This window comes from Pseudonocardia sp. Cha107L01 (assembly GCF_052566575.1).
In genome coordinates, this window is sequence record NZ_CP199579.1 from 7,213,602 (window position 1) to 7,238,527 (window position 24,926).

General features: G+C 65.8%; 17 protein-coding genes and 1 pseudogene. 3 read left to right on the top strand and 15 right to left on the bottom strand.

Annotated features, from left to right (window positions below; translation table 11 throughout):
* Nucleotides 1–14 precede the first annotated feature (14 nt).
* Both ACTXG6_RS33900 and ACTXG6_RS33905 read left to right on the top strand, forming a co-directional pair.
* Complete coding sequence (locus ACTXG6_RS33900) at nt 15–305, top strand: transposase (RefSeq protein ID WP_445183365.1); 291 nt, start codon at nt 15–17, stop codon at nt 303–305.
* A 47-nt stretch (nt 306–352) separates the two neighbouring features.
* Entirely contained in the window at nt 353–1,198 is an 846-nt protein-coding gene (locus tag ACTXG6_RS33905) for an IS3 family transposase (RefSeq protein ID WP_445183364.1), read from the top strand.
* A 149-nt stretch (nt 1,199–1,347) separates the two neighbouring features.
* On the opposite strand, the gene ACTXG6_RS33910 is transcribed toward ACTXG6_RS33905, so the two are convergent.
* From ACTXG6_RS33910 to ACTXG6_RS33970, 13 genes and pseudogenes are all read right to left on the bottom strand, one after another.
* On the bottom strand, nt 1,348–4,107 hold the full coding sequence (locus ACTXG6_RS33910; RefSeq protein ID WP_445183444.1) for a tetratricopeptide repeat protein: 2,760 nt from the start codon (nt 4,105–4,107) through the stop codon (nt 1,348–1,350).
* 1,954 nt (nt 4,108–6,061) lie between these two features.
* Nucleotides 6,062–6,583: a hypothetical protein gene (locus ACTXG6_RS33915; protein ID WP_445190342.1), complete on the bottom strand. Its 522-nt coding sequence runs from the start codon at nt 6,581–6,583 to the stop codon at nt 6,062–6,064.
* Nucleotides 6,584–6,778: 195 nt separating this feature from the next.
* Nucleotides 6,779–6,886: pseudogene (locus ACTXG6_RS33920) on the bottom strand (zf-HC2 domain-containing protein); the annotation flags it as partial.
* On the bottom strand, nt 6,879–7,499 hold the full coding sequence (locus ACTXG6_RS33925) for an RNA polymerase sigma factor (protein WP_445183445.1): 621 nt from the start codon (nt 7,497–7,499) through the stop codon (nt 6,879–6,881). The gene ACTXG6_RS33925 and the pseudogene ACTXG6_RS33920, both read right to left, overlap by 8 nt.
* Before the next feature lie 465 nt (nt 7,500–7,964).
* Nucleotides 7,965–8,951 carry a 2,3-diaminopropionate biosynthesis protein SbnA gene (sbnA, locus tag ACTXG6_RS33930; RefSeq protein ID WP_445183446.1) on the bottom strand — a complete coding sequence of 329 codons (987 nt, stop codon included), beginning with the start codon at nt 8,949–8,951 and terminating at the stop codon, nt 7,965–7,967.
* Between the two features lie 36 nt (nt 8,952–8,987).
* On the bottom strand, nt 8,988–10,070 hold the full coding sequence (sbnB, locus tag ACTXG6_RS33935; protein WP_445183447.1) for a 2,3-diaminopropionate biosynthesis protein SbnB: 1,083 nt from the start codon (nt 10,068–10,070) through the stop codon (nt 8,988–8,990).
* Nucleotides 10,067–11,074 carry a TauD/TfdA family dioxygenase gene (locus ACTXG6_RS33940; protein ID WP_445183448.1) on the bottom strand — a complete coding sequence of 336 codons (1,008 nt, stop codon included), beginning with the start codon at nt 11,072–11,074 and terminating at the stop codon, nt 10,067–10,069. Before ACTXG6_RS33940 ends, sbnB begins: the two co-directional genes overlap by 4 nt.
* Before the next feature lie 11 nt (nt 11,075–11,085).
* Nucleotides 11,086–13,662 (bottom strand): non-ribosomal peptide synthetase, encoded by a 2,577-nt coding sequence (locus ACTXG6_RS33945; protein WP_445183449.1) that lies wholly within the window; start codon nt 13,660–13,662, stop codon nt 11,086–11,088.
* Nucleotides 13,663–13,664: 2 nt separating this feature from the next.
* Nucleotides 13,665–16,349, bottom strand: coding sequence for a Pls/PosA family non-ribosomal peptide synthetase (locus ACTXG6_RS33950; RefSeq protein WP_445183450.1), 2,685 nt, complete (start codon nt 16,347–16,349; stop codon nt 13,665–13,667).
* A gap of 1,028 nt (nt 16,350–17,377) precedes the next feature.
* The gene (locus ACTXG6_RS33955; protein ID WP_445183451.1) at nt 17,378–18,886 is read right to left on the bottom strand and encodes an ATP-binding cassette domain-containing protein; all 1,509 of its coding nucleotides are present in this window, start codon (nt 18,884–18,886) and stop codon (nt 17,378–17,380) included.
* A complete protein-coding gene (locus tag ACTXG6_RS33960; protein ID WP_445183452.1) occupies nt 18,834–19,436 on the bottom strand; it encodes an ABC transporter transmembrane domain-containing protein in 603 nt (200 codons plus the stop codon). Before ACTXG6_RS33960 ends, ACTXG6_RS33955 begins: the two co-directional genes overlap by 53 nt.
* Nucleotides 19,437–20,109: 673 nt before the next feature.
* A complete protein-coding gene (locus ACTXG6_RS33965) occupies nt 20,110–20,445 on the bottom strand; it encodes a sigma-70 family RNA polymerase sigma factor (RefSeq protein WP_445183453.1) in 336 nt (111 codons plus the stop codon).
* Nucleotides 20,421–20,687 carry a hypothetical protein gene (locus tag ACTXG6_RS33970; protein ID WP_445183454.1) on the bottom strand — a complete coding sequence of 89 codons (267 nt, stop codon included), beginning with the start codon at nt 20,685–20,687 and terminating at the stop codon, nt 20,421–20,423. Before ACTXG6_RS33970 ends, ACTXG6_RS33965 begins: the two co-directional genes overlap by 25 nt.
* 209 nt (nt 20,688–20,896) lie before the next feature.
* On the opposite strand from ACTXG6_RS33970, the gene ACTXG6_RS33975 reads away from it, so the two are divergent.
* Nucleotides 20,897–21,070: a hypothetical protein gene (locus tag ACTXG6_RS33975; protein WP_445183455.1), complete on the top strand. Its 174-nt coding sequence runs from the start codon at nt 20,897–20,899 to the stop codon at nt 21,068–21,070.
* A gap of 491 nt (nt 21,071–21,561) precedes the next feature.
* Here the strand turns inward: ACTXG6_RS33975 and tal are convergent, their stop codons facing one another.
* Both tal and tkt read right to left on the bottom strand, forming a co-directional pair.
* Nucleotides 21,562–22,662: a transaldolase gene (gene tal / locus ACTXG6_RS33980; protein ID WP_445183456.1), complete on the bottom strand. Its 1,101-nt coding sequence runs from the start codon at nt 22,660–22,662 to the stop codon at nt 21,562–21,564.
* A gap of 47 nt (nt 22,663–22,709) precedes the next feature.
* Nucleotides 22,710–24,821 (bottom strand): transketolase, encoded by a 2,112-nt coding sequence (gene tkt, locus ACTXG6_RS33985; RefSeq protein WP_445190171.1) that lies wholly within the window; start codon nt 24,819–24,821, stop codon nt 22,710–22,712.
* Nucleotides 24,822–24,926 lie beyond the last annotated feature (105 nt).

Below are 24,926 nucleotides of genomic sequence, written 5' to 3' on the forward strand. Positions count from 1 at the left end.
GGAAGGATGTTGTCGTGCCGCCTCCTCACCCTCCCGAGTTCCGTCGTCGTGCCATCGAGTTGGCCCGTGAGCGGTCCAAGTCATTCGCTGAGTTGGCGAAGGATCTGCGTATTTCCGAGTCGTGCCTGCGGAACTGGGTGGCCCAAGCCGAGGTCGACGAATCAGGCAGCGCGACACAGCTGACGAGCGCCGAGAAGAAGGAGCTCGCCGAGCTTCGCCGGGATAAGCGTCGCCTGGAAGTCGAGGTTGAGATCCTCAAGCGGGCGGCCGCGTACTTTGCCCGGGAGAATGTTCTCCCAAAGTAGTATTCCCGCTGGTCCGTGAACTCGCCGACGACAACATTGATGTCGCGGTGACCTGCAGGGTGCTCAATGTGTCGAGATCCGGCTACTACGACTGGCTCGGTCGTCTCGATTCGCCACGTGTCCAGGAGAACGAGTTGCTGCTCAAACAGATCCGCCAGATTCACCACGAGTCCCGCGGAACCTACGGTTCACCGCGCGTGCACGCCGAGTTGACGATCGGTCTCGGACTGCCGGTGAACCTCAAGCGGGTCGCCCGACTGATGCGCGAGGCCGGCATCCAGGGCCTCTACCGGCGACGACGCCACGGCTGCACCGTCCGCGACCCCGACGCCCCAGCCAGCACCGACCTCGTCAACCGCCAGTTCGTCGCCGACGAACCGAACCGCCTATGGGTAACCGACATCACCGAACACCACACCGAAGAAGGGAAAATCTACTGCGCCGCGGTACTCGACGCCTATTCCAGAGTGATCGTCGGCTGGTCCATCGCCGACCACATGCGCACCGAACTCGTCACCGACGCGCTCGGCATGGCCATCATCCGCCGACGACCCGCAAAGGAAGGCGCCGACGGTCAGACCGTGCTGCACTCCGACCACGGCTCACAATTCACTTCATGGGCCTTCGGGAAACGGCTCCGCGAGGCCGGACTGCTCGCCTCAATGGGCACAATCGGCGATTGTTACGATAATGCGATGATGGAATCGTTCTGGGGAACGATGCAACTGGAACTACTCGACTCGAAACAGTGGCAGACCCGCGACGAGCTTGCCAACGCGGTATTCGAATGGATAGAGTGCTGGTACAACCCCAACAGGCGCCATTCCAGCATCGGAATGCACAGCCCGATCACCTTCGAGACCCTCCGCACCCGGTCAGACCAGGAACGCTGACCCCACACCGGAGGTGTCCGTGCCTCGGGGGGAAGCTCATACAGCGCGTTGGCCAAATTGTTGCGGCTGGCCAGGGTGTCGGGGTGCTCAGCACCCAGCACCCGCTCACGCACCCCGAGGGTCAGCTGGTGCAGCGCCGCGGCCCGCTGCTACTCACCCAACCCGTACAGTACGAGCGCGAGGTCGTTGCGGCTGGTCAGGGTATCGGGGTGCTCAGCACCCAGCACCCGCTCACGCACCCCGAGAGTCAGCTGGTGTAGCGCCGCGGCCCGCTGATACTCACCCAACCCAACCAACGCGTTGGCCAGGTTGTTGCGGCTGCCCAGAGTGGTGGGGTGCTCAGCACCCAGCGCCCGCTCGAAGATCTCGACGGTCTGCTGATGCAGCGCCGCGGCCCGCTGATACTCACCCAACCCAACCAACGCGTTGGCCAGGTTGTTGCGGCTGGCCAGGGTGTCCGGGTGCTCAGCGCCCAGCACCCGTTCACGGATGTCGAGGTTTCGTTGGTGTAGGTCGTCGGAGCGCTGATGCTCGCCCAATCCGTACAGCGCGTTGGCTAGGTTGTTGCGGCTTTCCAATGTGGAGGGGTGTTCAGCGCCCAGTACCCGCTCGCGGACCTCGACGGTCTGCTGGTCCAGTGCGGCAGCCCGCTGATACTCACCCAATCCTTGCAGCGCGAGCGCGAGGTTGCCGGCGCTGGCCAGGGTGGCGGGGTGCTCGGCACCCAGCACCCGCTCGCGGACCTCGAGGACCCGCTGGTGCAACTCCGCGGCCCGCTGACACTCACCCAACCCGATCAACGCGTTCGCCAGGTTGGTGCGGTTTTCCAACGTGGCGGGGTGCTCAGTGCCCAGCACCCGCTCACGGACCTCGACGGTCTGCTGGTACAACGCCGCGGCCCGCTGATACTCACCCAATCCTTGCAGCGCGAGCGCGAGGTTGCCGGCGCTGGCCAGGGTGGCGGGGTGCTCGGCACCCAGCACCCGCTCGCGGACCTCGAGGCCCTGCCGGTCGAGTGCGGCGGCCCGCTGATACTCACCCAACCCGACCAACGCGTTGGCCAGGTTACTGCGGCTGGCCAGGGTGTCGGGGTGCTCGGCACCCAGCACCCGCTCGCGGACCTCGAGGACCTGCTGGTGCAGCTCCGCAGGCCGCTGATACTCACCCAACCCGAGCAGCGCATTTGCCAGGTCGTTGCGGCTGGCCAGGGTGTCGGGGTGCTCCGCACCCAACACCCGCTCACGGACCCGGAGGGCCTCCTGGGCCAGTGCGACGGCCCGCTGATACTCACCCAACCCGAGCAACGCAAACGCGAGATTGCTGCTGCTCTGCAGGGTGTCCGGGTGCTCAGCACCCAACACCCGCTCACGGACCCCGAGGACCTCCTGGGCCAGTGCGACGGCCCGCTGATACTCACCCAACCCGAGCAGCGCAAACGCGAGATTGCTGCTGCTGAGCAGCGTATCCGGGTGCTCGACGCCCAGCACCCGCTGCTTAGCGTGCAGAACAGTGTGGCGTAGGGCGAGTTCCGCGTCGTAGGCGCCAGCGGCATGGAGTTGGGCGGCGAGAGCATTGAGGGCGTCCCGACAGGGACCGAATGTCTCCAGATCTTCGCTGGCCAGCCCAGTGATAAGTGGCAGGTGCGGGGCAAGAATGCGGGCCATGTCCCACCCCTCACCTCCGGCGTCGACGGTCACGTAGATGGCAGTAATCAAGGACGCGCTGAGTGCGTCACGCCATAGTCGTGGATCGGTGCTGGCCTCGAGGAGCAGCACGCTAGTTTCACGAACTAGCGGATGCAGGGCCAGGGTGGGCACTCGACATGTGCGGGCGAGCTCGGGGGTCTCGACGAGCCCGTAGCGGTCCAACCCGTCCAGCGCGGCGTCCAGCCCAGCTGCACTCACCTGCTCGCCGGTGATCTGGCCCAGCAGGGTTGGGGTGAGCAGAGCACAGGGAATAGGAGCGTCGGCGAGTAGCGCCAGCAGCCGCAACAGCGGGCGGGCAAGTCCGAGTCCTTCGGTGCCAAGCTGGTCCAACGACAATTCCCAGGTTTGCCCCACCAGGCTGCGCGCAGTACCGGGGTCGCGGGCATCGAGTTGACCGCCCGGCTCGGGCGCTACATGGAGCGTCCGGTCGGTCAAGGCCTGCTGATAGCGGATGAACGAGCCCAGCGACGCGGTCCGTTTGCCCAGCGCCCGACCCGCGGCCTGCAGCGCCAGCGGCAACCCTCCCAACCGCGCCGCCAACGCCCGCGCCTCAGCCCGGGTACCGGCTTGCGGGGCATCGGCGCGCAACATGGCCCCGCCGGCTAGATCATCGAGAGGCTCCACCCGAAACAGCTCAGCAGCTGAGCCCCAGTGGGTAGGGTCGCGGTCGCGGCTGCTGACCAACACCACCCCGGCGCGGCTGGGCCGAACCCAACCCCCATACTCCGCCACCGCCTCTGCGGCGCCGCTGGGTGCTGCTTGGTCAAGATTGTCAAACACCAGCACCCACCCGGGCGTCGTCTCGAGGTGGCCCCACACCAGATCGATCAAGCTCCTCCCGGCCTGTTGCGCGGCGCCGATCTGATCAGCGGCCAACCCCAGCGTGCGGGCCGCTGCAACCAGCCGCGCGGTCAACGCCTCGACGGTGTCCCCGACACGGCAGCGCACCCAGAACACCGGACGCCCTGAGCGGGCAGCGTCACACGCCGTGGCGGCGAGCAGCGTGGTCTTACCAATCCCACCCGGACCGACCACCACCAGTAGGCGCTCCAGCTCCGACCCCGGGCGGGCCGCGAGCACTTCTCCCAACGCCGCGAGCTCCGCCTCGCGGCCCGAGACCCGGGTAGCCTCCACAAAAGGAGGCCGCAACGACGGGACACCGATGAACGGCGGCGCTCCACCGCCGTCGAAGTAGTCAGTCATCGTGTCGACCCCCAGAATGAGGGCGGGACCGTGGAACGTCTTGCCGGCGAACCCCGGTGTGGGCTCGGGTGGGCATGCCGAGCTGGGACGCTCCCACATCGCCGGTCGACGCTGTTCTGACCACTCGGAGTCGCACGGTCGGAGCAATTAGGGCAACCGACGCTTGCTCCGAATGGGTCAATCTATCGCTCCGGCCAGCCCAACGCCAGCCCACCCAAGAGGTGACCGCGCCGACGCTGACGATGACATGCACTCCTGGCAAATCCTCAACTGGGCCACTGTTCACGGCGATGCCGCAGCCCATTGTCCAGGACATATGACAGGGACCAGGAGCGCCAGGTAGAAACGAATCGTTGGCAAGAACCACGTACCGCGCTGGCAGTGTGATTGGTGATCCCATGAAAGCTGTCGAATCCAACATCAGCGCTGTACGGATTGAGAAAAGGAATGACCTCGGCGCATGGCAGCCGAAATCCTCCGACGGTCTCGCATTGAGCCAACTGGTGCACACCGTGCCACGACGGCGTAACGGGCGTGCCGGAGGCTTGCAGGAAGGCGCATCGCGAGCCCCTCGCTATGATCAAAAGCTCTGACGGGATCGACGGAGAGCGGGAATCCTCATACAGTGAGGCGGTACTCTAGCGGACCACAATTGGTTCACTCAACCGGGTCATCGTCGCCGGGCCGCGATCACGGCATCACGGACCGTCCCCCGTCACGCATGGCGTTTGGCGGGGCCGATGCGCTATGACGACCAGCCGGTTGCATTCCGAACTCCTCGTAGGGCTGCCAGTCCTGTCCAGCAACGCTATCGAGCTAACGACACCGGTGATCTCGAAACTCGCCGGCGACCTCTCGGCCCAGCCCGGTGTATCCCGTCCAGTTTCTCAACACGCCCTCGCCTCCATCGGATCGCCACGAGCGCGCTCGGGTTGACGGACCCGACGTGCCAACCCGAGCAACTTCTTGGAATCGATCGGCTGACCCCGGCCGGGGCGCAGTAGGCCAATGTGGGAGGTGTCGGCGTGTTCGCGGCAGGCCTCAAATGGAGTGCCCCGGCCGTGAGAGGCAGCGCTCAGCTGCTAATGGACGCCGTGATGCTCAGCATGATCGCGCGCGATCATGCTGAGCGCGATGTGGCTGACACTCAGTTGCGTCGATCAATGTCGGACAACTCCTCGCCGTCTGTGCTACCACCGACCGCCAACATAGGACAAGATCATCGCGAGAGGAAAGATCATGAAAGTCTTCTACCGAACAGCTAAGCTCGACGGCTCTTGAGCAGTACATTACCGTTCATGCCCGAGGACCCGATGCCATCACCACCTTTCCCCCGCCCTGACTCGCAGGTGCTCCGCCTGATCGTCACGAACGCAATGAAAACCATGAGGAGCGGAGAGGCGACGCCGGATGCGGCCATTCTGCACGCCGCGGTCCACGGCTGGTACGAAGGCCACATCGAGGGTGAAGATATGTGCCCGGGATGCGACTTCCGAGGAGACGTGCCGCAACCGCCGCGATCGAATCCGGGGTCAACCCAGGTCTGAACCGATGCGCAATACCGAGGATATGAAGCTTCCCGCTCGCTTACAATCTCAGTACCGCCTTCGTAGTCCCTGACATGACTAGGCTTGGCTAACTTCGAAGTCTCACACCTCCCCGCGACAGGCCAGGACCACAGCCCGAGAATGCGCAAACAGCACCTTCGCCATGGCAAGCAGGCAACGAGTACACGACTAACAAGCGGCGTTGGGCCTCGGACTGTCCCTCGAGCGCCGGGAACGGGAGCGATCTCTCGGTTCGGCAGATGTGTTCCGGCGAGCGGAACGGGAAGCGAGGATCATCCTTCGGTGCGGTCACGCTGACGCGACGCTACGAGTCCGCGCTGGTGTCGGGCCGGGGCGAGTCACGGGCATCGCGGGTCCAGACGGCTAGCGCGGACCATGCCAGTCCACTACTTGTGATCGTGGCGGTGGTGATTATGGTGGTGGTGTTTATGCGGGTCATCGTGATCGTGGTGCTGACTATGCCGGTCGTGTGACGGGTCGCTCGCAGCGCTCTTCGCCTGGTCTCGCGGTTTCGACGCTTGTGCAATCTCTGGTGCGAAATGGGCGCTTCCGATGACCCTGCCGGCACCGTCGATCACAGTGGCGACGATCATGCCATCGCGTTGTACAGGTGTGGGAATGCTCCAGCCTCCGTGCCCGTGGTCGAGATTGAATGTCCCCAGGGAGGCGCTCACGCCGTCGGGCTCCGTAATCATACAGCGCAGGGTGACATCCGACTGCACGTCGGCCGAGAGGGAAAGGTAGACCCACGAGGGCTGGTTGGGCTCAAGGTAGGCCTGGCCGATCTCGTGACTGTGGTTGGTAAGCGGGGCATAGAGAACGGTGCGCGTACCTGGCTCAGAACTCTGGTCGGGAGGCACGCTTGTCGGTACTGAACTCCCCAACAGGAAACCAGCACCGATCAGCATAAGTGCGAGCGTGCTCGCCGCGGCGGTAGTGGGCCAGCCATGCGAATGCGCAGTGGGTCGGCGCGGCGCCCCGGCGGGGTCCAGCGATGCGAGCACTCGCTTTTCGAACCCTGGTGGTGGTTCGGCTCCAGGTAACAAACCGAGGAGTTCATCCGCAGTGGTGGTAAGAGCCGAGACAGTCTTCCGGCAAGGTCGGCAGCGGTCAAGATGGGCCAGTGCCTTGGCACGCTCGCGTCCGGTCAACGCGTTGAGGGCTAGCTCAGGTGCTAGCTCTGTACATTCTGTACAGCTCAGCTCAGGCATAATCGTCTCGCGGTACGGGTAGCACGGTATGTAACTTGATAAGTCCGGCCCGGATCCGGTACTTCGCGGTGCCCAGCGGAATGTGCTCGATCTGGGCAATCTCGTATGCGGTCATGGCGTGGATCGATGCCATGATGACAGCTCGGGCCTGGCCTTCCGGTATGGCGGCGAGCGCAGCTCGCAGTTCGGTGGACTCCTCCTCGGCGAGGGTGTCGTGCTCGGGGGTGTGAGAGATCGGCGGGAGGAACTCGTACAGATCATGCGGATCAATGGGGGCGGAACGCCGCGCTCGCACCACGTCGATAGCTAGGTTGTGAGTGATGCGAATCAGCCACGTCCGCACCGAGCCCCGTCGGGGATCGTAGGTCTCGGCGTGCCGCCAGGCATGCTCGAACGCTTGCTGGGCGATGTCCTCGGCCAGCCCTCGATCACCCACGACCTTGTAAGCTACGCCGAGGACAGCCCGTTGGAACCGCCCTACGAACGCACGCGCAAGCTGAGAGGTACCGGTCCCCAGTCCAGCTAGCAACGCGTCATCGGAGAGTCCGGAGCCTGTGCTGTCCACGCCCTGTACTCGGACGAATTGACGCCTTGGTTCGGCGAGGAATCTCACGATCCACCACGTTTCATTACAACTTGGTCACGACCGTCACGGCTTAGGCTTAGTGGCAACCTCAGCAAGGGTCCCGGTTGAGGACGGGAGCGAGCAGGACCAATCGCGGGTCGAGCCGTCTGCTGCCCCGATGACCTCACACAGACTGTGGGTGTGGTCTCGTGGGGCTCGCCAAGGTTTCTCATTCTGCGTTTCCGATGTTATGGGTTTACCGGTCATCTGAAATTTAGGATGTCCTCGCTGCGCTCGTCTCAGTTGGAAGGGGCGAACTCGGCACGTTGCGCTAGTAGCGTGGCTCTAGCATTTGGTCGTGGCCAGCGTTGCGTTTGCGGTATCACCTGATCGACACCATAGGTTTCACCATCCTGGGTGCTGATGGGGCTGGGATCACCGCTGAGGTCGCCGGTTCGCGGCTATGGCCAGTGAGCCGGTGAGCCGGTGAGCCGGTGAGGGCCTGGTGGCGGGTCAGGCCGACCGGGAACTGGCGGTCAGCTCGTCGGAGTCGAGCACGTCCTCGCCATAGAGTTCTCGCAGCCAGTTGGACTGGTAGATGGTGTCGAGGTAACGCTCGCCGAGGTCCGGGGCGATGGCCACCGCAGTGAGTTCCCGCGCGTCACGCTGGGCCAACCAGCTCATCGCACCGCTGACTACCGTGCCAGTGGATCCGCCGAACAGGAATCCATTGCGAGCCAGACGATGGCAGGCACGGATGGTGTCCGCCTCCTCGACACGTAGCACCTCATCTACGTAGGACTCGTCAAGCAGCGGCGGACAGACGCTCGTACCCAGGCCGGGAATCATCCGGCGACCCGGCGCGCCCCCGAATGCCACCGATCCCACACTGTCGACCGCGACGATCCGCACCGGCCGGTGCCACTCCCGGAAGTAACGAGCGCAGCCCATCAGGGTTCCGGCGGTGCCCGCCCCGACGAACAATACATCCAGTTGGGGGAACTGCCGGGCGATCGCCGGCGCCGTGCTGCGGTAATGCGCGTTCCAGTTGTTCGGATTGGCGTATTGGTTGAGCCACACGTACCGGTTGTCGGAGGCGCACAGCGCGCGAACATAGTCGATCCGCGCGCCGAGGAAACCACCATTAGCATCCGGCTCGCTGATGATGTGCACCTGGCTGCCCAGTGCCTCCATCAACCGCCTGGTCGACAGATTGCAGTGGGAGTCGGTCACACACACGAACCGGTAGCCCTTGCTGGCCGCGATCATGCTCAACGCTACTCCCAAGTTTCCCGACGAGGACTCGACCAGGACTGCCCCTGGCGTCAGGACTGCGTTCCGCTCGGCGGCCTGGACCATCTCGGTCGCGGCCTTCAGCTTGATCGAGCCGGCGAAGTTGAAACCCTCGCATTTCAGAAAAATCGAGTGCCCAAAGATCGACAGAAGGTCGACATAGAGCTTCTCTTCATTGAAGTCCAGCGGACTAGTTATCACCGGCACGATAACCCCCTTAAGCGCGGCAGCAGCCTCGGTCGCTTATCCATGGCGGCGCAGATCGTGGAAGAAGTTGTCGACGACGTGCAATTCGCCGGAGCCGAGCACTTGGTCGAAGACGTATTTGCCGACCGCGAGGTCGAGCACGCCGAGGCCGAATGGTGAGAACACCAGCGGCCGGTCCGCCGGTACGGTGACCCGTCCGGTCATCACGTCGTCCAGCGTGCCGGTCAGAAAGTCCCGGTTGCCGGTGAGCTGTTGGGCCAGATGCGGCGACGTGTCGGCTTTCAGGCAGTGTTCGACGTCGTCGACGATGTTGGTCGAGGCGAGCACGATTTGCGGTGCGAGGTCGCGCAGCGATATGTGCAGCACCAGCGGGTTGTGCTCGAACCAGGGCAGGTCGTTGACGTGCGGTTGACCGGCGATGGTGGCGAAGATGACCAGATCGCTGGAGCGGATCAGCTGCTCGGCGCTGTCGTGCACGGTGATCTGGCCGGCGGTGCCGGAGCGCTGTAGGTGTCCGGAGAACCCGGCCGCACTGTCGGCGGACAAGTCGTGCACGCCGATCTCGTCGAACGACCAGCCTGTGCCGGCCAGGAATGTGTGGATGTAGCGGGCGATCAGGCCTACTCCGAAAAAGCCGACGCGCCTCGGGCGCGGCTGATCGCGGCTGAGCCAGTCCGCCGCCAACGCGGCCGACGCGGCCGTCCTGGTGGCGCTGATAATCGAGCTCTCGAGGCAGGCGAAGGGGTAGCCCGTGTCGTGGTCGTTGAGGATCAGTACGGCCGAGGCCCTCGGAATGCCGGCAGCCACGTTCCCCGGGAAGCTGGAGATCCACTTCATGCCGTCAACCCGCACCTGACCGCCAATCGAGGCGGGCAATGCGATGATCCGCGAGGTCGGCCGGTCAGGGAATCGCAGGAAATAGGACGGCGGATTCACCGAATCACCGGTGCCGTGCAGCCGGTAGGTGGCCTCGACCAATGCCATGATCTGGTTCTCGCGCCCGTGCAATGCTTGCTGGACCTGCGCGCCGGAAATCACCGCGAACGGCGGCACGCCGGTCGGTGCGCACCCTGCCGACTGGTCCGCGGACTCTGTTGGGGTGGATTCGATGGTGGTCATCGCGCGGTCACCTGGACGGTTGGCGAGCAGTCGGTCAGGCGCACCGCGTCGGCACTCGCAACGATCACCTCGCGCGGTCCCTCGAAGGGCTCCCTGCTGTGCGCGGTGCGGACGTTGTCGACGAGCAGCAGGTCGCCAGCCTGCCACGGTTCACAGACGGTGTTGGCCTGGTAGACCTGGTTGAGCAGCTGTACGACGTCCTCGCCGACGGGGTCGCCGTTGCCGAAATAGGTGTTGAACGGCAGCGCGTTGGCGCCGTAGACGTCCACCAGGAAATCCCGCACCTCGGGGTCCAATGTCGACTCGTTGAGGAAGGCGATCTGGTTGAACCAGCACCGCGCCCCGGTCACCGGGTGACGGATAACGGCGCTGCGGCGCTGCCTGGTGCGCAGGCCACCGTCAGGCTGCCACTCGAACTCGATCGCGTTCGCGCGACAGTAACTTTCGACGGCGTCACGGTCCTCGGTGCCGAACGCCTCGGCATAGGACGCCCCGATCTCGTCATTGTAATTCCGGGTCAGCAGCCAGCCCTCCCGCTCAAACCGCGCGACCAACTCGGATGGCAACGCGTCGAGAACAGTCGGCGAATCGGCCACCGCAGTCGCCCCGCCGGTGGTGGGCGCGTTGAGGCACGCGAACATCATCAGACCCGGGAACTCGAGTGCGTAGCTCAGTTCGTGGTGCATGCACATCTGCTGGTTCGACGGCCACTTCGTCGAGGAGTACACGCCGTCGGCGTAGGCCCGTCGGGGCGCGAACACCTCCCTTTCGGTCATCAGGCCCGTACTGCTCAGCCGGTGGACCACGGCGCCGACCTCGGCCACATCGCGCAGCCCGAGGCCACGGACGAGGACCGAACCGTATTCGGCGACGACGGCGCGCAGCGCGTCCCGATGTGTGGCCACCCAGCTAAATGCGCGCTCGGTGGCCTCAACCCGAAGGATCGGCGGTCTGCCAGGATGCAGATCCAGGTCGAGCAGCGAGGCGGGCAAAAAGGACGACATCTCGACTCCATTCACAGAGAACTGAGCAAGTCCGCGACCCGCGGCTCTGCGAATCCCGCGGCGGCCGACTCCGATTCCGGTAGCGATTGCGGTAACCCGGTACGCCGCTCGGACCTGCCGGCGACCAGCTCGGCCAGGTCGGTGAGGACCGGGTGGCCGGTGATGTCCTTGAGCGACACCGCACGGTCCAGAGCGATCGCCAATTTGACCGCCGACAGCGACGAGCCGCCCCGGTCGAAGAAGTGGTCGTGGCGGCCGATCTGCTCGGCCGGGATACCCAGCACCTTCCCCCACACAGCGGCCAGGCGCTGCTCGGTCGGTGTGCTCGGCGCGTCGCTGTCCTCCTCGACGACCTCGAGCTCCCCCAACAGCGCCGTCAGCATCTTCTTGTCGATCTTGCCGTTCGCGGTCAGCGGCAGGGTCTCGCGCCAGTGCAAGGCCGAGGGGACCATGTACTCGGGCAGCGAGTGTCCCAGCCGGTCCCGCAACAGGTCTATCCCGAGTGGCCGCTCGGCGGAGTAGAAGGCCACCAGGTGCTTGCTTCCATCGGCCCGTTCGGCGACCACCACCGCACCGTCGCGGACACCGGGCACCCGCAACAGGGTGTTCTCGATCTCGCCGATCTCGATGCGGAAGCCACGGATCTTGACCTGGGTGTCCCGGCGGCCGAGGAACTCCAACTTGCCGTCGGGCAGCCAACGGCCGAAGTCACCACTCCGGTAGAGCCGCTGGCCGGGGCGGTGCGGATCGGCCAGGAAGGCCAGCCGGGTGCGCTCCGGGTCGTTGACGTACCCGCGCCCCACGCAGACCCCGGCGAACACGATCTCACCGGGGGCGCCCAGCGGCACCGGGGCGAGATACTCGTCCACGACGTAGACGTGCACGTTCTGCACGGCGCGCCCCAGCGGAACCCGCTCCCCCTCCGGCACCTTGTCCATGACCTCGTGGTTGGTGTCGTCCGAGGTCTCGGTCAACCCGTAGGCGTTGACCAGCCTGATCCCCGGCTCAGCCGCGAACCAGCGCTGAGCGAGCTCCTTCTTCAGCGCCTCGCCGGTCACCGATACACACCGCAGGTCGGGCAGCTCGCGAGGGTGCTGCTCCAGGTAGGTGAGCACAACCTCGAGATAGGACGGCACGAGCTGCAGCACGGCGACCCGCCGGTCAACGATCTTGTCGACGAAGCGCTCGACGTCGAGGATCACGTCCTGCTCCACCAGCACGGTCCGCCCACCGACCAGTAGCGCGGAGACCAGCTGCCACAGCGAGATGTCGAAGCACTGCGGCGCCGTCTGGGCCACCACCAGCCCCTGGTCAACCCCGAGATCGGCGATCTTGGCGTAGAGGTGGTTGAGCATCCCCGCGTGCTCGCACATCGCACCCTTCGGCTCACCGGTGGAACCGGAGGTGAAGTAGATGTAGGCGAGCTGCTCCGCCGCAACGGCGACACCGAGGTCATCGTCGGCGTGGTCCTCCGCGCAGGCCTGGTCGATGAACAGCGGCCGCACTCCGGGCAGCGAGTCGAGTGCTCGCTCGAGCGTGCTGGTGCTACCGGGTTCGGTCAGCACAAGCCTGACCTCGGCGCGCGAGAGCGTGGTCGCGATGCGATCGGCCGGAAAGTGCGACTCTATGGGCAGATACACCCCACCGGCCTTGAAGATCGCGAGGACGGCGGCCATCCAGTCCAGGTTGCGCTCGGTCACCACCGCAACGACGTCTTCGCGCCGCAGCCCGCTCGCCAGCAGCGCTCGGCCCAGCCGGTTCGCCCGGGCATTGAGCTCCCGGTAGGTCCAGTGTCGGTCACCGTGCACGACCGCGACGGCATCCGGGTGAGCTGCCACCCGCTGCTCGAACAACTCGTGGAACCGGCGGTCCGGCAGCTCCCGGCGCGGCCCAGCCAGCCCCTCGAGCTGCAATCGCAGTTCCTCGGTGGACAACAGGCTCTGCCGCCCATGCTCGGCATCCAGATCGGCGACCATCAGCGCGAGCGCGGTCAGGTGATAGCCGGCGATCCTGGCGGCACAATCCGCGTCGAGCACCTCACTCCGATACCGCAGCCGCAACACCAGCCCGCCGGCCCGCGGGGCCACTCCCACCCGCAACACGGTGCCCCCAGCCAGATCGCCGGCGAGTGCACCACCGATGGAGCCACCGCCGGCCGGATCGAACACGGTCTCGAACGGCGGCCCGGTCACGGCCAGCTCGCGCCTGACCTCATCGGCCGGGACGTCCTTGTGTGACAGCAGTTCCGACTCGACCTGCCCGGAGTGGCGCAGCAACGCCCGCCACGAATCGGGTTCGGTCGTCAATCGGCACGGCAACGGTTGGCCGCCCGCCTGCGCGACATAGCCGGTGGCCACCTCGCGCTCGCCGCACAACGCGGAAAGCACCTTGGCGTGCGCTCCTAACAGCACCGAACTCAGCGGCACCGCCAACTCGCCCGCCCGCCGCCGCAACGCCGCCACCAGGTCCTCGGGAACCGTCGCGTTGTACTCGCCCACGCCCGGCACCGGATCGCGGGTCCACCGCGGGATCGCGCTGAAACCGCCGGCCACCAGCACGCCCCGCCAAGACTCCGGACCAGCGTCCATTTTCATTTCCATCGAACATTCCCCTCCGCTCTCCGTCGCCACGCTGCTACGCGCCGCTGGCCACGATGGAGGCGCGGTTGTCCTTGCTGTCCCGGCAGATCCGCGGGTTGGCCCTGTTGGCCAGTCGGTCGATCGCGCGGATCGGAATGGTTCGGCTGCCCTGTTCTGCAAGCATGAATGTGGTTTTCTCGAAGCTCCCGCGCGGGATTTCCACCCCATCGCTCGAGTTGTGGGATCTCCTCCCCTTTCATGAGAAATGAGTCGGGGGCGAGTACCGAGCCCTCGCCCATCGTCACGCCGTAGTGGACGAGCGCGCCGACCCCAAGGGTGCAGCCGGCACCGATCGTGCTGCGGTCGGACTTGAACGTGCCGTCCTCCTGCGAGTGGCACTGGATTTTGCTCCCCGCATTGAGCGTGCAGTCGTCCCCGATGGTGACAAGCGTTCTCTCCGTGAAGATGCAACCGTCGTCGAAGACCCGGCGCCCGATCCGGACACCCAGCATCCGCCAGATCACATTCTTGAACGGGGTGCCGTTAAAGACCTGGAAGTATGAAACCGCAGGGACCTTCCAGAGACGTTCGTGCCACCAGAAGTACGGATCGTAGATCGAGCAGAACCTCGGCCGGAGAGCGCGGAACGCGGTAAAGCAACGCTCGACGACCACGAGGTAAACCGCGCTGGCGAGGACGCTCACCGCGATGAACGCGGCGAACGCCACCTGCGCGAACGCATTGTATAGGTCGACGGCGGCTAGACCGAGCAGCGCGATCAGAAAGACGTGCAACCACCGCGCGACCAGATACAAACCCATGGTCCGGATGTCGTACCGATTTTTCGCGGTGAGGCGGCGTCGGAAGCCATCCCCAGTTCGCAGGTGGTCAAAACGGCTATCTCGCTCCACTGATCGCGGAATCTCAAAGCATGGCGAACCCAGCAGGCCGACCCCTTCGCGAATCTCTCCGTCCAGCGGAACCATCACCTTCGTCGCCAGGAGACAGTTGTCACCCGTCCTGCCCTGTGACGGATAAGCGATTTGGTTGCCAAGGAAGTTGCGCGGTCCGATCGATGCTCGAGACAGGAGAAAGGACGAACTCGAGAAGTCGGCATTAATGATCGACAGACCGTCAGCGATCATCGTTCCACTGCCAACAGAACACAGATAGGGAGTCCCGTGCGCCACCTCCATACCGAAATTCGCTCCAGTCTGAACGACCTGCGACAGGTCGTACCCGAGGCAGCGCAAATAGTGAACGATGTAGGAGCTGTCACCGAATAGATAGGTGAAGAACTTTATATTTGTCATGCGCGTGATGGTTCGGTACATGCTGTAGTGAAAGCCATACAGCGGATAGACCTTGTCCGGCTTGATCATGATGCTCAACAATCGAGGAACACTGACCACGGAGAGCAAGCCGACCAGCGCAATACCGAAAAAGAGCACAACGGAGACGACCAGCGCATCGATATAGAGATCTTGCGACGCCATTTCATTCATGCCCGGCCCCCGCAGCTTGGCCAGCGCCGGCACCGAGGTCATGACGATATAGACACCCCCTTCGACTAGCGGCACGTACAAAAGGAGCACTTTCAGTAAGGTGAGGAGACCGAAGATCACACGGCGCGGGGTACCGCAACGCGCCGGTGCCACCCTGAGGTAGTCCACCTCGGTCCGCTGCGCCGGAGACCCGTGCCAACGCTCGCCGTCGGGCACAGCCTGCCCGGCATGCAAACTGGAACTGTGGCCCAGTTGCGCCCCGTCGCCCATCGACGTATCGATGTCGAGCACAGTCTTCTCGCCGACGACTACGTCCCGGCCGAGAGTGACCGCGCCGGTCTGGATCCAGCCCGCCTCTGCCCGGTAGCAGAGAAAGGCCGCCTCCTTCCGGATGACCGTACCCGCGCCGATCGTCAGTAGGTCGGCACACACGGGGACGTTCCGGGAAAAGATCGCAACACGTGGCCCAATCCTCGCGCCCAGCGCCCTCAGGTAGAGCACGTACAGCGGCGTGCCGACAAAGAGGAGGGCCAGTGGGTTCGACCGGACGAGCGTTTGGACGATCCAGAAACGAACGTACGCAAAGCTCCAGAGGCGAATCCGCTGCGGCCTCCATCGACCAACAAGTATCCACTTCGCCAACACCGGAAGAATGCTCACGCCGAGGATGCAGGCACCGCCGAATATGGTCGACCGCACGTAGAGGTCGATCACTCCCGAGCTGGCGAAGATCCATCTGTAGCCGAGCGCGGCAACAAATCCGGCGAGGTAACAATACCCGAGAAAAAACAGCAGCTGCAGCGCTCCGCAAACACCATACTGCAGCGTACTCGCCGGCGCCGCCACCTCAACCGGCGCGCGAACCGGCGACTCGTTTGCAGTGGGCGCCGAGTCCGCCATCGCCCCCGCCAAACTTCGGATCGTAGGGTACCGGTAGATGTCCTTCATCGATACCGACTGCAAATCTGCCCGCTTCCTGACCCTCGCACAGAACCGGGCCATCACCATGGAGTCAGCACCCAAGTCGTCGAAGAAGTGACTATCGACCGATACACGCTCGCTGCTCACCATGCCGGCCAGCACCTCGATAAGGGCGCTCTCAGTGCTGCTCGTCGCACCGACATCGCTGACCCGACTAGCTGAAGATTCCAACAGGGCGGCTGGCACGAAGTCGACAGATTTTCCCCTCACTTGGACTCCTTAAGCAACATTCGGCAAACTTAGACGACACGTAACAAAGAGGCAGGAAAAAAGCATCCACCGAACCGCGGAAAGCCATGCGCACGAGCTTGCCTACATCAAAACGGAGAACATCTACAGACGCATTTCACATTTTGCGGATGCGCACAGCTGTTCCATCGATGCGACGTAAGGAAAGCCGGGGGCTCGAGCTTAGTAACAACTCCGCCGGATCATTGAACCATCCGACTGAACCTCGACAATGTGCAGTCACCGCATTTCAACCGAACCCCAGTGGATGCCGTACTGCGACCAGCACCAACCCTACGGCAGCCGGGTCAAGCACTGCGCGTTGAACGACAGAGCCGAGTCGGCGAACCCTGTTCACCCGATAGGTTGAAATCTGGCACCTCCACATTGAGAAGCCGTGTGACTGCTGTGGCTGGTATGAGCTGTTGTGACTGACTACGAGTTGACAGCGCGCGGAGATTGAATATCAGGCGACTGTTACCAAATCGTGTCTCGGCGGAACTCGCTGCGAGTACCCGCCGGAGACAGGAATCGACTCCCGACCGAGAGCAACGCGTTGAACTCGCGCAGCGACGGGCGCGCGGACATCTCATACGCCATCGCCGACTAGCCAACCCAGAGTCGTCGAAACCGCGTTCGACAACGTAGCTCGCTGCGAGGCCATCGCCGGGCAGGTGCCAGGTGACACGCGTCCGCATGACGCAAGGTCACGCCTTGAGGAGCTGAGGGCGGCTGGTCAGCCACCGCTCACGGCTGAGCTGGCTGGTCATGTTCAGCTTCAGCACGCCTGAGGCACACCGTCAGGGCCCAGCTCACACACCGTGCCTGTCACGTCCGGAGCCGGCCAGGCCCCAGCACACGGACTGTCGACCTCATGAGAGTTCAGCGTACGAACTGGCCTCGGCTAGTTCGGTCAGACACATGATCTGCCAGCACATCGGCGGGCGGGGCCGGCCACGATCACAACGTTCGCGCAGCCGGGCGAGGTTCCGGGCAACCGATGACGGACCTCACCGTGGCCGTTGGGCTGTCGGCAGTCCGGGGAGCTTCGCGCGGTCGCCGCGCGAAGCTCCGGCGGCGCGATCAGGGGGCGTCCAGTTCGCATGCTCCGGGTGGTCGAGCTGTAGCCGCTGGTCGGCGAGGGCGGCTACCAGAGGGTCTCGGGTGGTGAGCACGGTGATGCGGCCGAGGGTGAGCTGGCACAAGACGGGGAGCAGTTCGCCGCGGGTGCGGCGATCGAGTCCGGCGGTTGGTTCGTCGAGCAGCAGGAGGTCGGGCTCGGACAACAGCGCTTTGGCAATCGCGATCCGTTGGGCTTCGCCAGCGGTAAGCAGGTGGCCCGATGGTCCGATCCGGGTGGCGTACGCCTCGGGCAGGGCGGCAATAAAGTCGTGCGCGCCGGCTCGGCGGGCCGCCGCGACCACCTCAGCCGCGGTAGCGTCTGGTTCTCCAGCTCGGATGTTGTTGGCGATCGTTGCGTCGAGCACCTCTAGTTCCTGGGGCACGAGCGAGACACGTACCCGCGCCGCAGCCGAGCCGGATCTGGTCGAGCCAGAGCCGGTCAAATCCCGTCCGCCGCACTGAATCGCGCCGTCGGTTGGCGTGTGCAGGCCGGCGAGTAGCCCCAAAAGTGTGGACTTGCCCGAGCCACTGGGGCCGAGAACCGCCAAGCAGCCTTTGGGGTGCACGGTCACGCTGACTTCGGGCAGTGCATCGTGGGATTGACCGAAATAGCGGACACGGACCCGGTCCAGGACCAGCGGAGCACTCCTGGTCGCCGCTGAAGGCCCGGGCACCGCGACAGTCCCGCTTGCCCGGCGTGGTAGCGGGGCAACAGGTTGGTGCAGTCGGTAGAGGTAGGCGTACCCAGGGTTGGTGCCGAGAAGCTCGTCGTGGGTGCCGGCGGCGGTGATTCGGCCCTGTTCGAGGAACAGGATGTGGTCGGCGTCGGTGACGGTGAGCAGGTTGTGGGAGATGATAATTGTGGTGCGGCCGTTCATGAGCCTGCGCAGCGGAGCAAGAACGCGGTGGCTGGATTCGGCGTCGAGGCCGGTAGTGGGTTCGTCGAGCAGCAGGATAGGCGCGTCGCGGATCATCGCGCGGGCGATGGCCAGTCGTTGGCGCTGCCCGCCGGAGAGCATCCGCCCGCGTTGCCCGACGCGGGTGTCGTAACCGCGCGGCAGGGCGCAGATGAATTCGTGGGCATCAGCGGCGGTCGCGGCGGCGACGATCTCGGCGTCGGTGGCGTCGGGTTTGCCCGAGGCGATGTTGTCGCGGATGGTGGCGTCGAAGACCAGCGTTTCCTGCAGCACGGTGGCGGTGTTGCGGGACAGATCGGCCAGGGTGAGCTCGCGTAGGTCGATTCCGTCGAGGGTGATGACGCCGGCGATCGGATCGTGGAACCGCAGCAGCAGCTTCATGATCGTGGACTTCCCGGCGCCGCTGGCACCGACGACCGCGATCTTTTCACCCGCCGCGACCGTGAAGTCCCACCTCAGACAGCGCGACGCCCTCGGCATCGGGGTAACCGAAGCTGACGTCGTGGAATCCGATCGCGCCGTGCGCGCGCGGCAGCGGCTTTGGATGGGGGGGGCCGGTCACCGACGGGATCTCATCGAGGAGTTCGACCACGCGCTCGGCGCTGGCCGAGGCGGCGTAGAGGGAGTTGGTTAATCGGCCCGCTCCTTGGATTGGGCTGTAGAGCTGGGTCAGGTAGGCCACGAATGCCAGCAATCCGCCGATGCTGATGCGCCCGTTGGCCAGCTCCCACACGGCGAGTCCGATGACCAGCAGAACTCCAACGACCTCGAGCAGGTCGGTCAACGGGCCGAACAGCGCTTGTAGTCGGGTGGCGGCCATCTGCGCGGCGAAGCTGCCCTGGTTCTCTATCGCGAACCTGGTGCTCTCGGCGTCGGCATTGTCGTAGGCGCGGACCAACGCGGCGTTGCTGAGGCTTTCCTCGGCGACGGTGGTGATCGAGCCTGCCCGACGACGCTTTTCCCGTGACGCTTCCTTGATCCGTCGGGAGAAGAACCTGGCCGCGACCAGGAATCCGGGCGCGGCGATCAACGAGGCGCTCGCGAGGTGCCAGTTGAGGTACGTCCTGCAACAGGACGGGCCCGCCCGGCCCGAGGGTCACGATGTCGGATAGCCAGCAGCGCGCGCGGCCGCGCCAGCTGAGCGGGCCTTGGCCGAGATCGAGGATCCAGTCGGCCGCATGGGTGTGGTGGCCGCCTCCGACGAGCAGTCCCGCTTCGTGAACTCTTGCAGACCCAGATCGACCAGGGCAGGGTGCGCAGCGCGAGCTCAGCGTAGCGGTCGAGCCGGCGGGGGTGGTTCTCCTGGCTCAGCGCCAGCTACTGGACCGACGTGAGCAGCACGCCCAAGCGATGGCCGGCAAGCCCTACAGGGCTCCCATGCCGCTGCACCTGAACCCGGGACGATGACCTCCCGGTAGTTATCTGTAGGGCCTGCGGAGTTACCGACCGTGGAGCCGATCGCTCCAGGCTCCGCCCCAGTGCTTGAAGCGTGCCATTTGTACGGCCACACGAACCGCTGACGCTCCCGCCACGACAGGTACGGCCGGTCCCGGTGTGGATCCCACCACCGCTGCCGCCACCACGGTGGCAGCCGCCTTATCTGATCAGCTCTCCGGACGACCTGGTAAACCTCATCGTTCGAGTCGAGGGTCCAGAGCAGACCGCTTTCGCGGAGGTCCAGGCGAAGCGTCGGGCTAAACGGATCACCGCGTCGATGACCGTGTGGCGTCAGGCTCGGACTCCCGAGAGGTCTGGGGTGGGATCGGATGGCTGGGTTCGCTGAAACGGCGCATGGCTGCCTGCTTGGACACCCCGAGTACCGCCGCGATGCGGGCCCAGCTGCGACCGTTGGCCCTGGCGGCAGCGACGGTGGCGCTCAGGTTGGATTCCGAGGCCGCGATGGCTGCGAGTGCCAGGCCGACGGCACGCAGGTCAGCGGTGTCCTCCACGGTCACGCTGGGGTCGTCAGGATCGAGGTCGTCCAGCCACTGGGTGGCCTCGGCGGCCGCCTGCTCTAGCTGTTCGCGGGTACGTGGCATGTGCTCACCCCTTCTCCAGGAATCGGTAGAACTTCGCCCGGGAGCACCATCGCGTGGATGATGACCGGCTCGGTGTCGGGATCGAGGACGACCAGCTCCAACAGGGCGCCTACGCGATCCGGGCCAATGACCAAGACCCGGTCCGCGCTGCCCTGCCGCACCACCCGCATGGACTGGGCCACCGCGTGACGCATGTCGTCGTCAGCCACGCCGTGCTTGCGTGCGCTGTCGGCGATGTCCATCCTGCTCCCGAAGACGAGTAAGCGTCAACATATGTTACCGACCCTGGGTTGGGCGGATTTGGGTTATCGCTGGGCGAGCCGCACGGTGTAGCCGTCGTTCTCCAGGCTGTCCAGCGTTTCGAGGGGTACCCCGGGTAGAGCCTTGCGCCATACCGTGAGCGCGATCGTGATGGGGATTGGCGGGGTGGCGTTCCCGCGGGCTCGCCACGATGGTCACCGGGTCGGAGTTGGTCTCGTACGCGGCGACCGAACCGGCCGCCTCGGCGCCAGTGGCCAGGGCGGCGGCCAGCTCCCCGCCCAGGGACACCGCGAGCGCTCGGCCCATCTCGCCCAACCACCTCGGCCACGGCCACGACGGACCCAGCTTCGGCCTCGGCCGGTAACCCGTCGGCCAACCGCACCGGGGCTCCGCCCCGGACCCCGGTACCACTGCGGAGAGCATCAGAACCCCGGTGGGTCTCTCCTCACGGCGCGCCGAAGGCAACCACCCCCGATCGACACCGACGACCTGGCCACGATCTCCCCGTACATCACCCACACCATCCGCCGCTGCGGCGACTGGGTGCTGGACCTGTCCCCGCCGGACGCAGCGCCGGTCACGACACTCGACTTGGTGCCCGGTGCGCTGTTTCCCGGCGACAACACCGTGGCACCGGCCGCCGCCGCACCGCGCCGGGCACGGGCGCGCGTCTCCTCGAAGAAGGGTTCCTGATAGCACTACCCGCTGGGGCTTTGCGTGGTCCCCGGTTGCGATCGAGATCAAGGGCGACAACGCCGCGACCTGCTCGGATCGACATCGGCACCTCGGCAAACCGGAAATCGTTTCCACCAGGAATGTGGAAGGCCAATCACCTGCTGTGCTTGGTGAGGTCGCTTATTCCTTGTCCTGGAGCTCCGCGCGGACTGACTCGGTGAGCTCATCCCAGGAGTCGACGAACTTCTGGATTCCCTCGTCCTCAAGAACTGTGAAAACGTCGTCGAGGTCGACGCCGGCTTCAGTGACGGCCTTCATGACCTGCGCCGCCTCGTCGTAGGTCTGCTGGATGGGCGTGCCGGGGCTGCCGTGATCGGCGTAGGCCTTCAGGGTCTTCTCCGGCATGGTGTTCACCGTGTCCGGCGCGATGAGGTCGCTGATGTAGCGGGTGTCGGGGTAGTCCTGGCTCTTTACGCCGGTCGAGGCCCACAGCGGCCGTTGCGGCCTGGCGCCCCGGCCTTGCAGCGCGCTCCAGCGGTCGGAGGAGAAGACCTCTTCGTAGGCCTGGTAGGCCAACTGCGCGTTGGCCAGCGCGGTCTTGCCCTTGAGGGCGGGGTCCGCGCCGGCTTTGTCCAGACGTGCGTCGATCTCGGTGTCCACGCGGGAGATGAAGAAGGAGGCCACAGACTCGATCCCAGTCAGCGACCCGCCGGCGTTCGCGCGCCGCTCCAGGCCGGACAGGTACGCGTCCATGACCATCCGGTACCGCTCGGGGCTGAAGATGAGGGTGACGTTGATGCTGATGCCCGCGGCGATGGAAGTGGTGATCGCGGCCAGGCCTTCCTGCGTCGCCGGGATCTTGATGAACAGGTTGGGCCGGTCGACCAGCCACCACAGGTGCGCCGCCTCCGCGGCGGTGGCATCGGTGTCGTGCGCCACCCGGGGCGAGACCTCCAGCGACACCCGGCCGTCACGGCCGGTGCGCCGCGCCACCGGGGCGAGCAGGTCACAGGCGTCGCGGACATCGGCGGCGGTGATGGTCCGCAGCGCCTCCCCCACGCTGACCCCGCGAACGGCCATCGCGTGCACCTGGTCGTCGTAGGCGTCCGAATTGCTGATCGCGGCGGCGAAAATTGTCGGATTCGTGGTGACGCCCACAACGGAGTAGTCGTCGACCAGCGTCTGCAGATCGCCGGTGCGGATGCGGTCGCGGGAGAGGTCGTCGAGCCAGACGGCGACCCCGGCTTCCGACAGCTCGGCCAACTTCTGGTTCTGTGTCATGGCGGTGCCTTCCAAGTTCGGAGGATTCGGCGAGGGCATTGGACGGGTCAGCGGTCGCCGGTGGGGGTGTGCAGGACGCCGACGCTGTCGGGACCGGTGGGGGCGAGCGGCGGCGCCGCGACGGCGGCAAGGCTCTCCCGCGCCGCAGCGACGACTGCGGCGGCGGTGAGCCCGAACTGCTCGTACAGCACGGTGTAGGCGGCGCTGGCGCCGTAGTGATTCAGGCCGACGATGCGGCCGGCGTCGCCGACGAACTGCCGCCACCCCATGGGCACGCCGGCCTCGACGCTCACCCGGGCCCGCACGGTGGGCGGCAGCACGTGCTCGCGGTAGGACTGGTCCTGGGCGGCGAACCACTCCCAGCACGGCAGCGACACGACGCGCGTCGCAACACCGTCGGCCTCGAGCGCCTCGCGGGCGGCGACGGCGATCTGCACCTCCGAGCCGGTGCCCAGCAAAATGACCTCGGGGGTGCCGCCGGAGGCTTCGGCCAGCACGTAGCCGCCCCTGGCGACACCCTCGGCCGACGCGAACTCGGCGCGGTCGAAGACGGGCAGGTTCTGCCGCGACAGCGAGAGCCCGGCCGGCCGGTCGTTGTGCTCCAGGATGGTGCGCCACGCCACCGCGGTCTCGTTGGCATCGGCCGGGCGGACGAAGTCCAGCCCGGGGATAGCGCGCAGCGCCGCGTAGTGCTCGATCGGCTGGTGGGTGGGGCCGTCCTCGCCCAGCCCGATGGAATCGTGCGTCCACACGTAGGTGACCGGAAGCTGCATGAGCGCGGCCAGCCGGACCGCACCGCGCATGTAGTCGGAGAAGGTGAGGAACGTGCCGCCGTACACGCGGGTCCCGCCGTGTAGCGCGATGCCGTTCATGATCGCGCCCATGGCGTGCTCACGGACGCCGAAGTGCAGCGTGCGCCCGTACGGGCCGCCGGACCACATCTTGGTCTGCCGATCCGCGGGCAGGAACGAGGCCGCCCCCTTGACCGCGGTGTTGTTGCTTTCCGCCAGGTCAGCCGAACCGCCCCACAGCTCCGGCAGGACCGGGTACAGGGCGGCGAGAACCTCACCGGAGGCCTTCCGGGTGGCCACGCCCTTCGGGTCGGCGTCCCAGGTCGGCAGGTCGTCCGCCCAGTCCGCCGGCAACGTGCGGGTGGACAGCCGACCCAACAGCGCGGCACCATCCGGGTTGTCGGCCCGCCACGCGTCGAAGCGCTGCTGCCATTCGGCGTGCGCCTTTTTGCCCCGCTCGGTGACCTGGCGGGCGTGCGCAAGCACCTCCGGGGCGATCGCGAAGGTCCTGTCGGGGTCGAAGCCCAAGATCTCCTTGGTCGCCCGAACCTCGTCCTCGCCCAGCGCGGAGCCGTGGGCCGCACCGGTGTTCTGCTTGTTGGGCGCCGGCCAGCCGATGATCGTCCGCAGCACGATCAGCGAAGGCCGGCCGGTCTCGACGCTGGCGGCGGCCAGCGCGCGGTCGACTGCGGCTAGATCCTCGCCGTCGTCCACGTGCTGCACGTGCCAGCCGTAGGCCTCGTACCGCTTGCCGACGTCCTCGGTGAACGCGATGTCGGTGTTGTCCTCGATGGAGATCCGGTTGGCGTCGTAGACCAGGACCAGGTTCCCAAGCTCCTGGGTGCCGGCCAGCGACGACGCCTCGCCGCTGACGCCCTCCTCAAGGTCGCCGTCGGACGCGAACGCCCAGATCCTGTGGTCGAACACACTCTGGCCCTCGGCGGCCTCGGAGTCGAACAAACCGCGCTCGCGACGGGCGGCCATCGCCATGCCGACGGCGTTGCCGACGCCCTGGCCCAGCGGCCCGGTCGTCGTCTCCACGCCGGGCGTGTGGTTGACCTCGGGGTGGCCGGGGGTCAGGGAGCCCCAAGTGCGGAGCGCCTCCAGGTCGGAGAGCTCCAGACCGTAGCCGGAGAGGAAGAGCTGGATGTACAGGGTGAGGCTCGAGTGCCCCATCGACAGTACGAAGCGGTCACGCCCAACCCAGTTCGGATCGCCCGGGTCGTGGCGCAGCCAATTCTGGAACAGCAGATAAGCCGTGGGCGCCAGGCTCATCGCGGTGCCGGGGTGGCCGTTACCGGTCTTCTGCACGGCGTCCATCGCCAGCACGCGGACAGTGTCGATCGCACGGCGATCGAGATCGCCCATCCCCTCGGGCAAGGTGGGGTGCGGCTGGGAAGGGTTGCCGGTGGGCGTATCACTCGCGGCCTCGGCCGGCGCCTCGGGGCGGGTGCTCTTCGCCCCAGTAGCGGG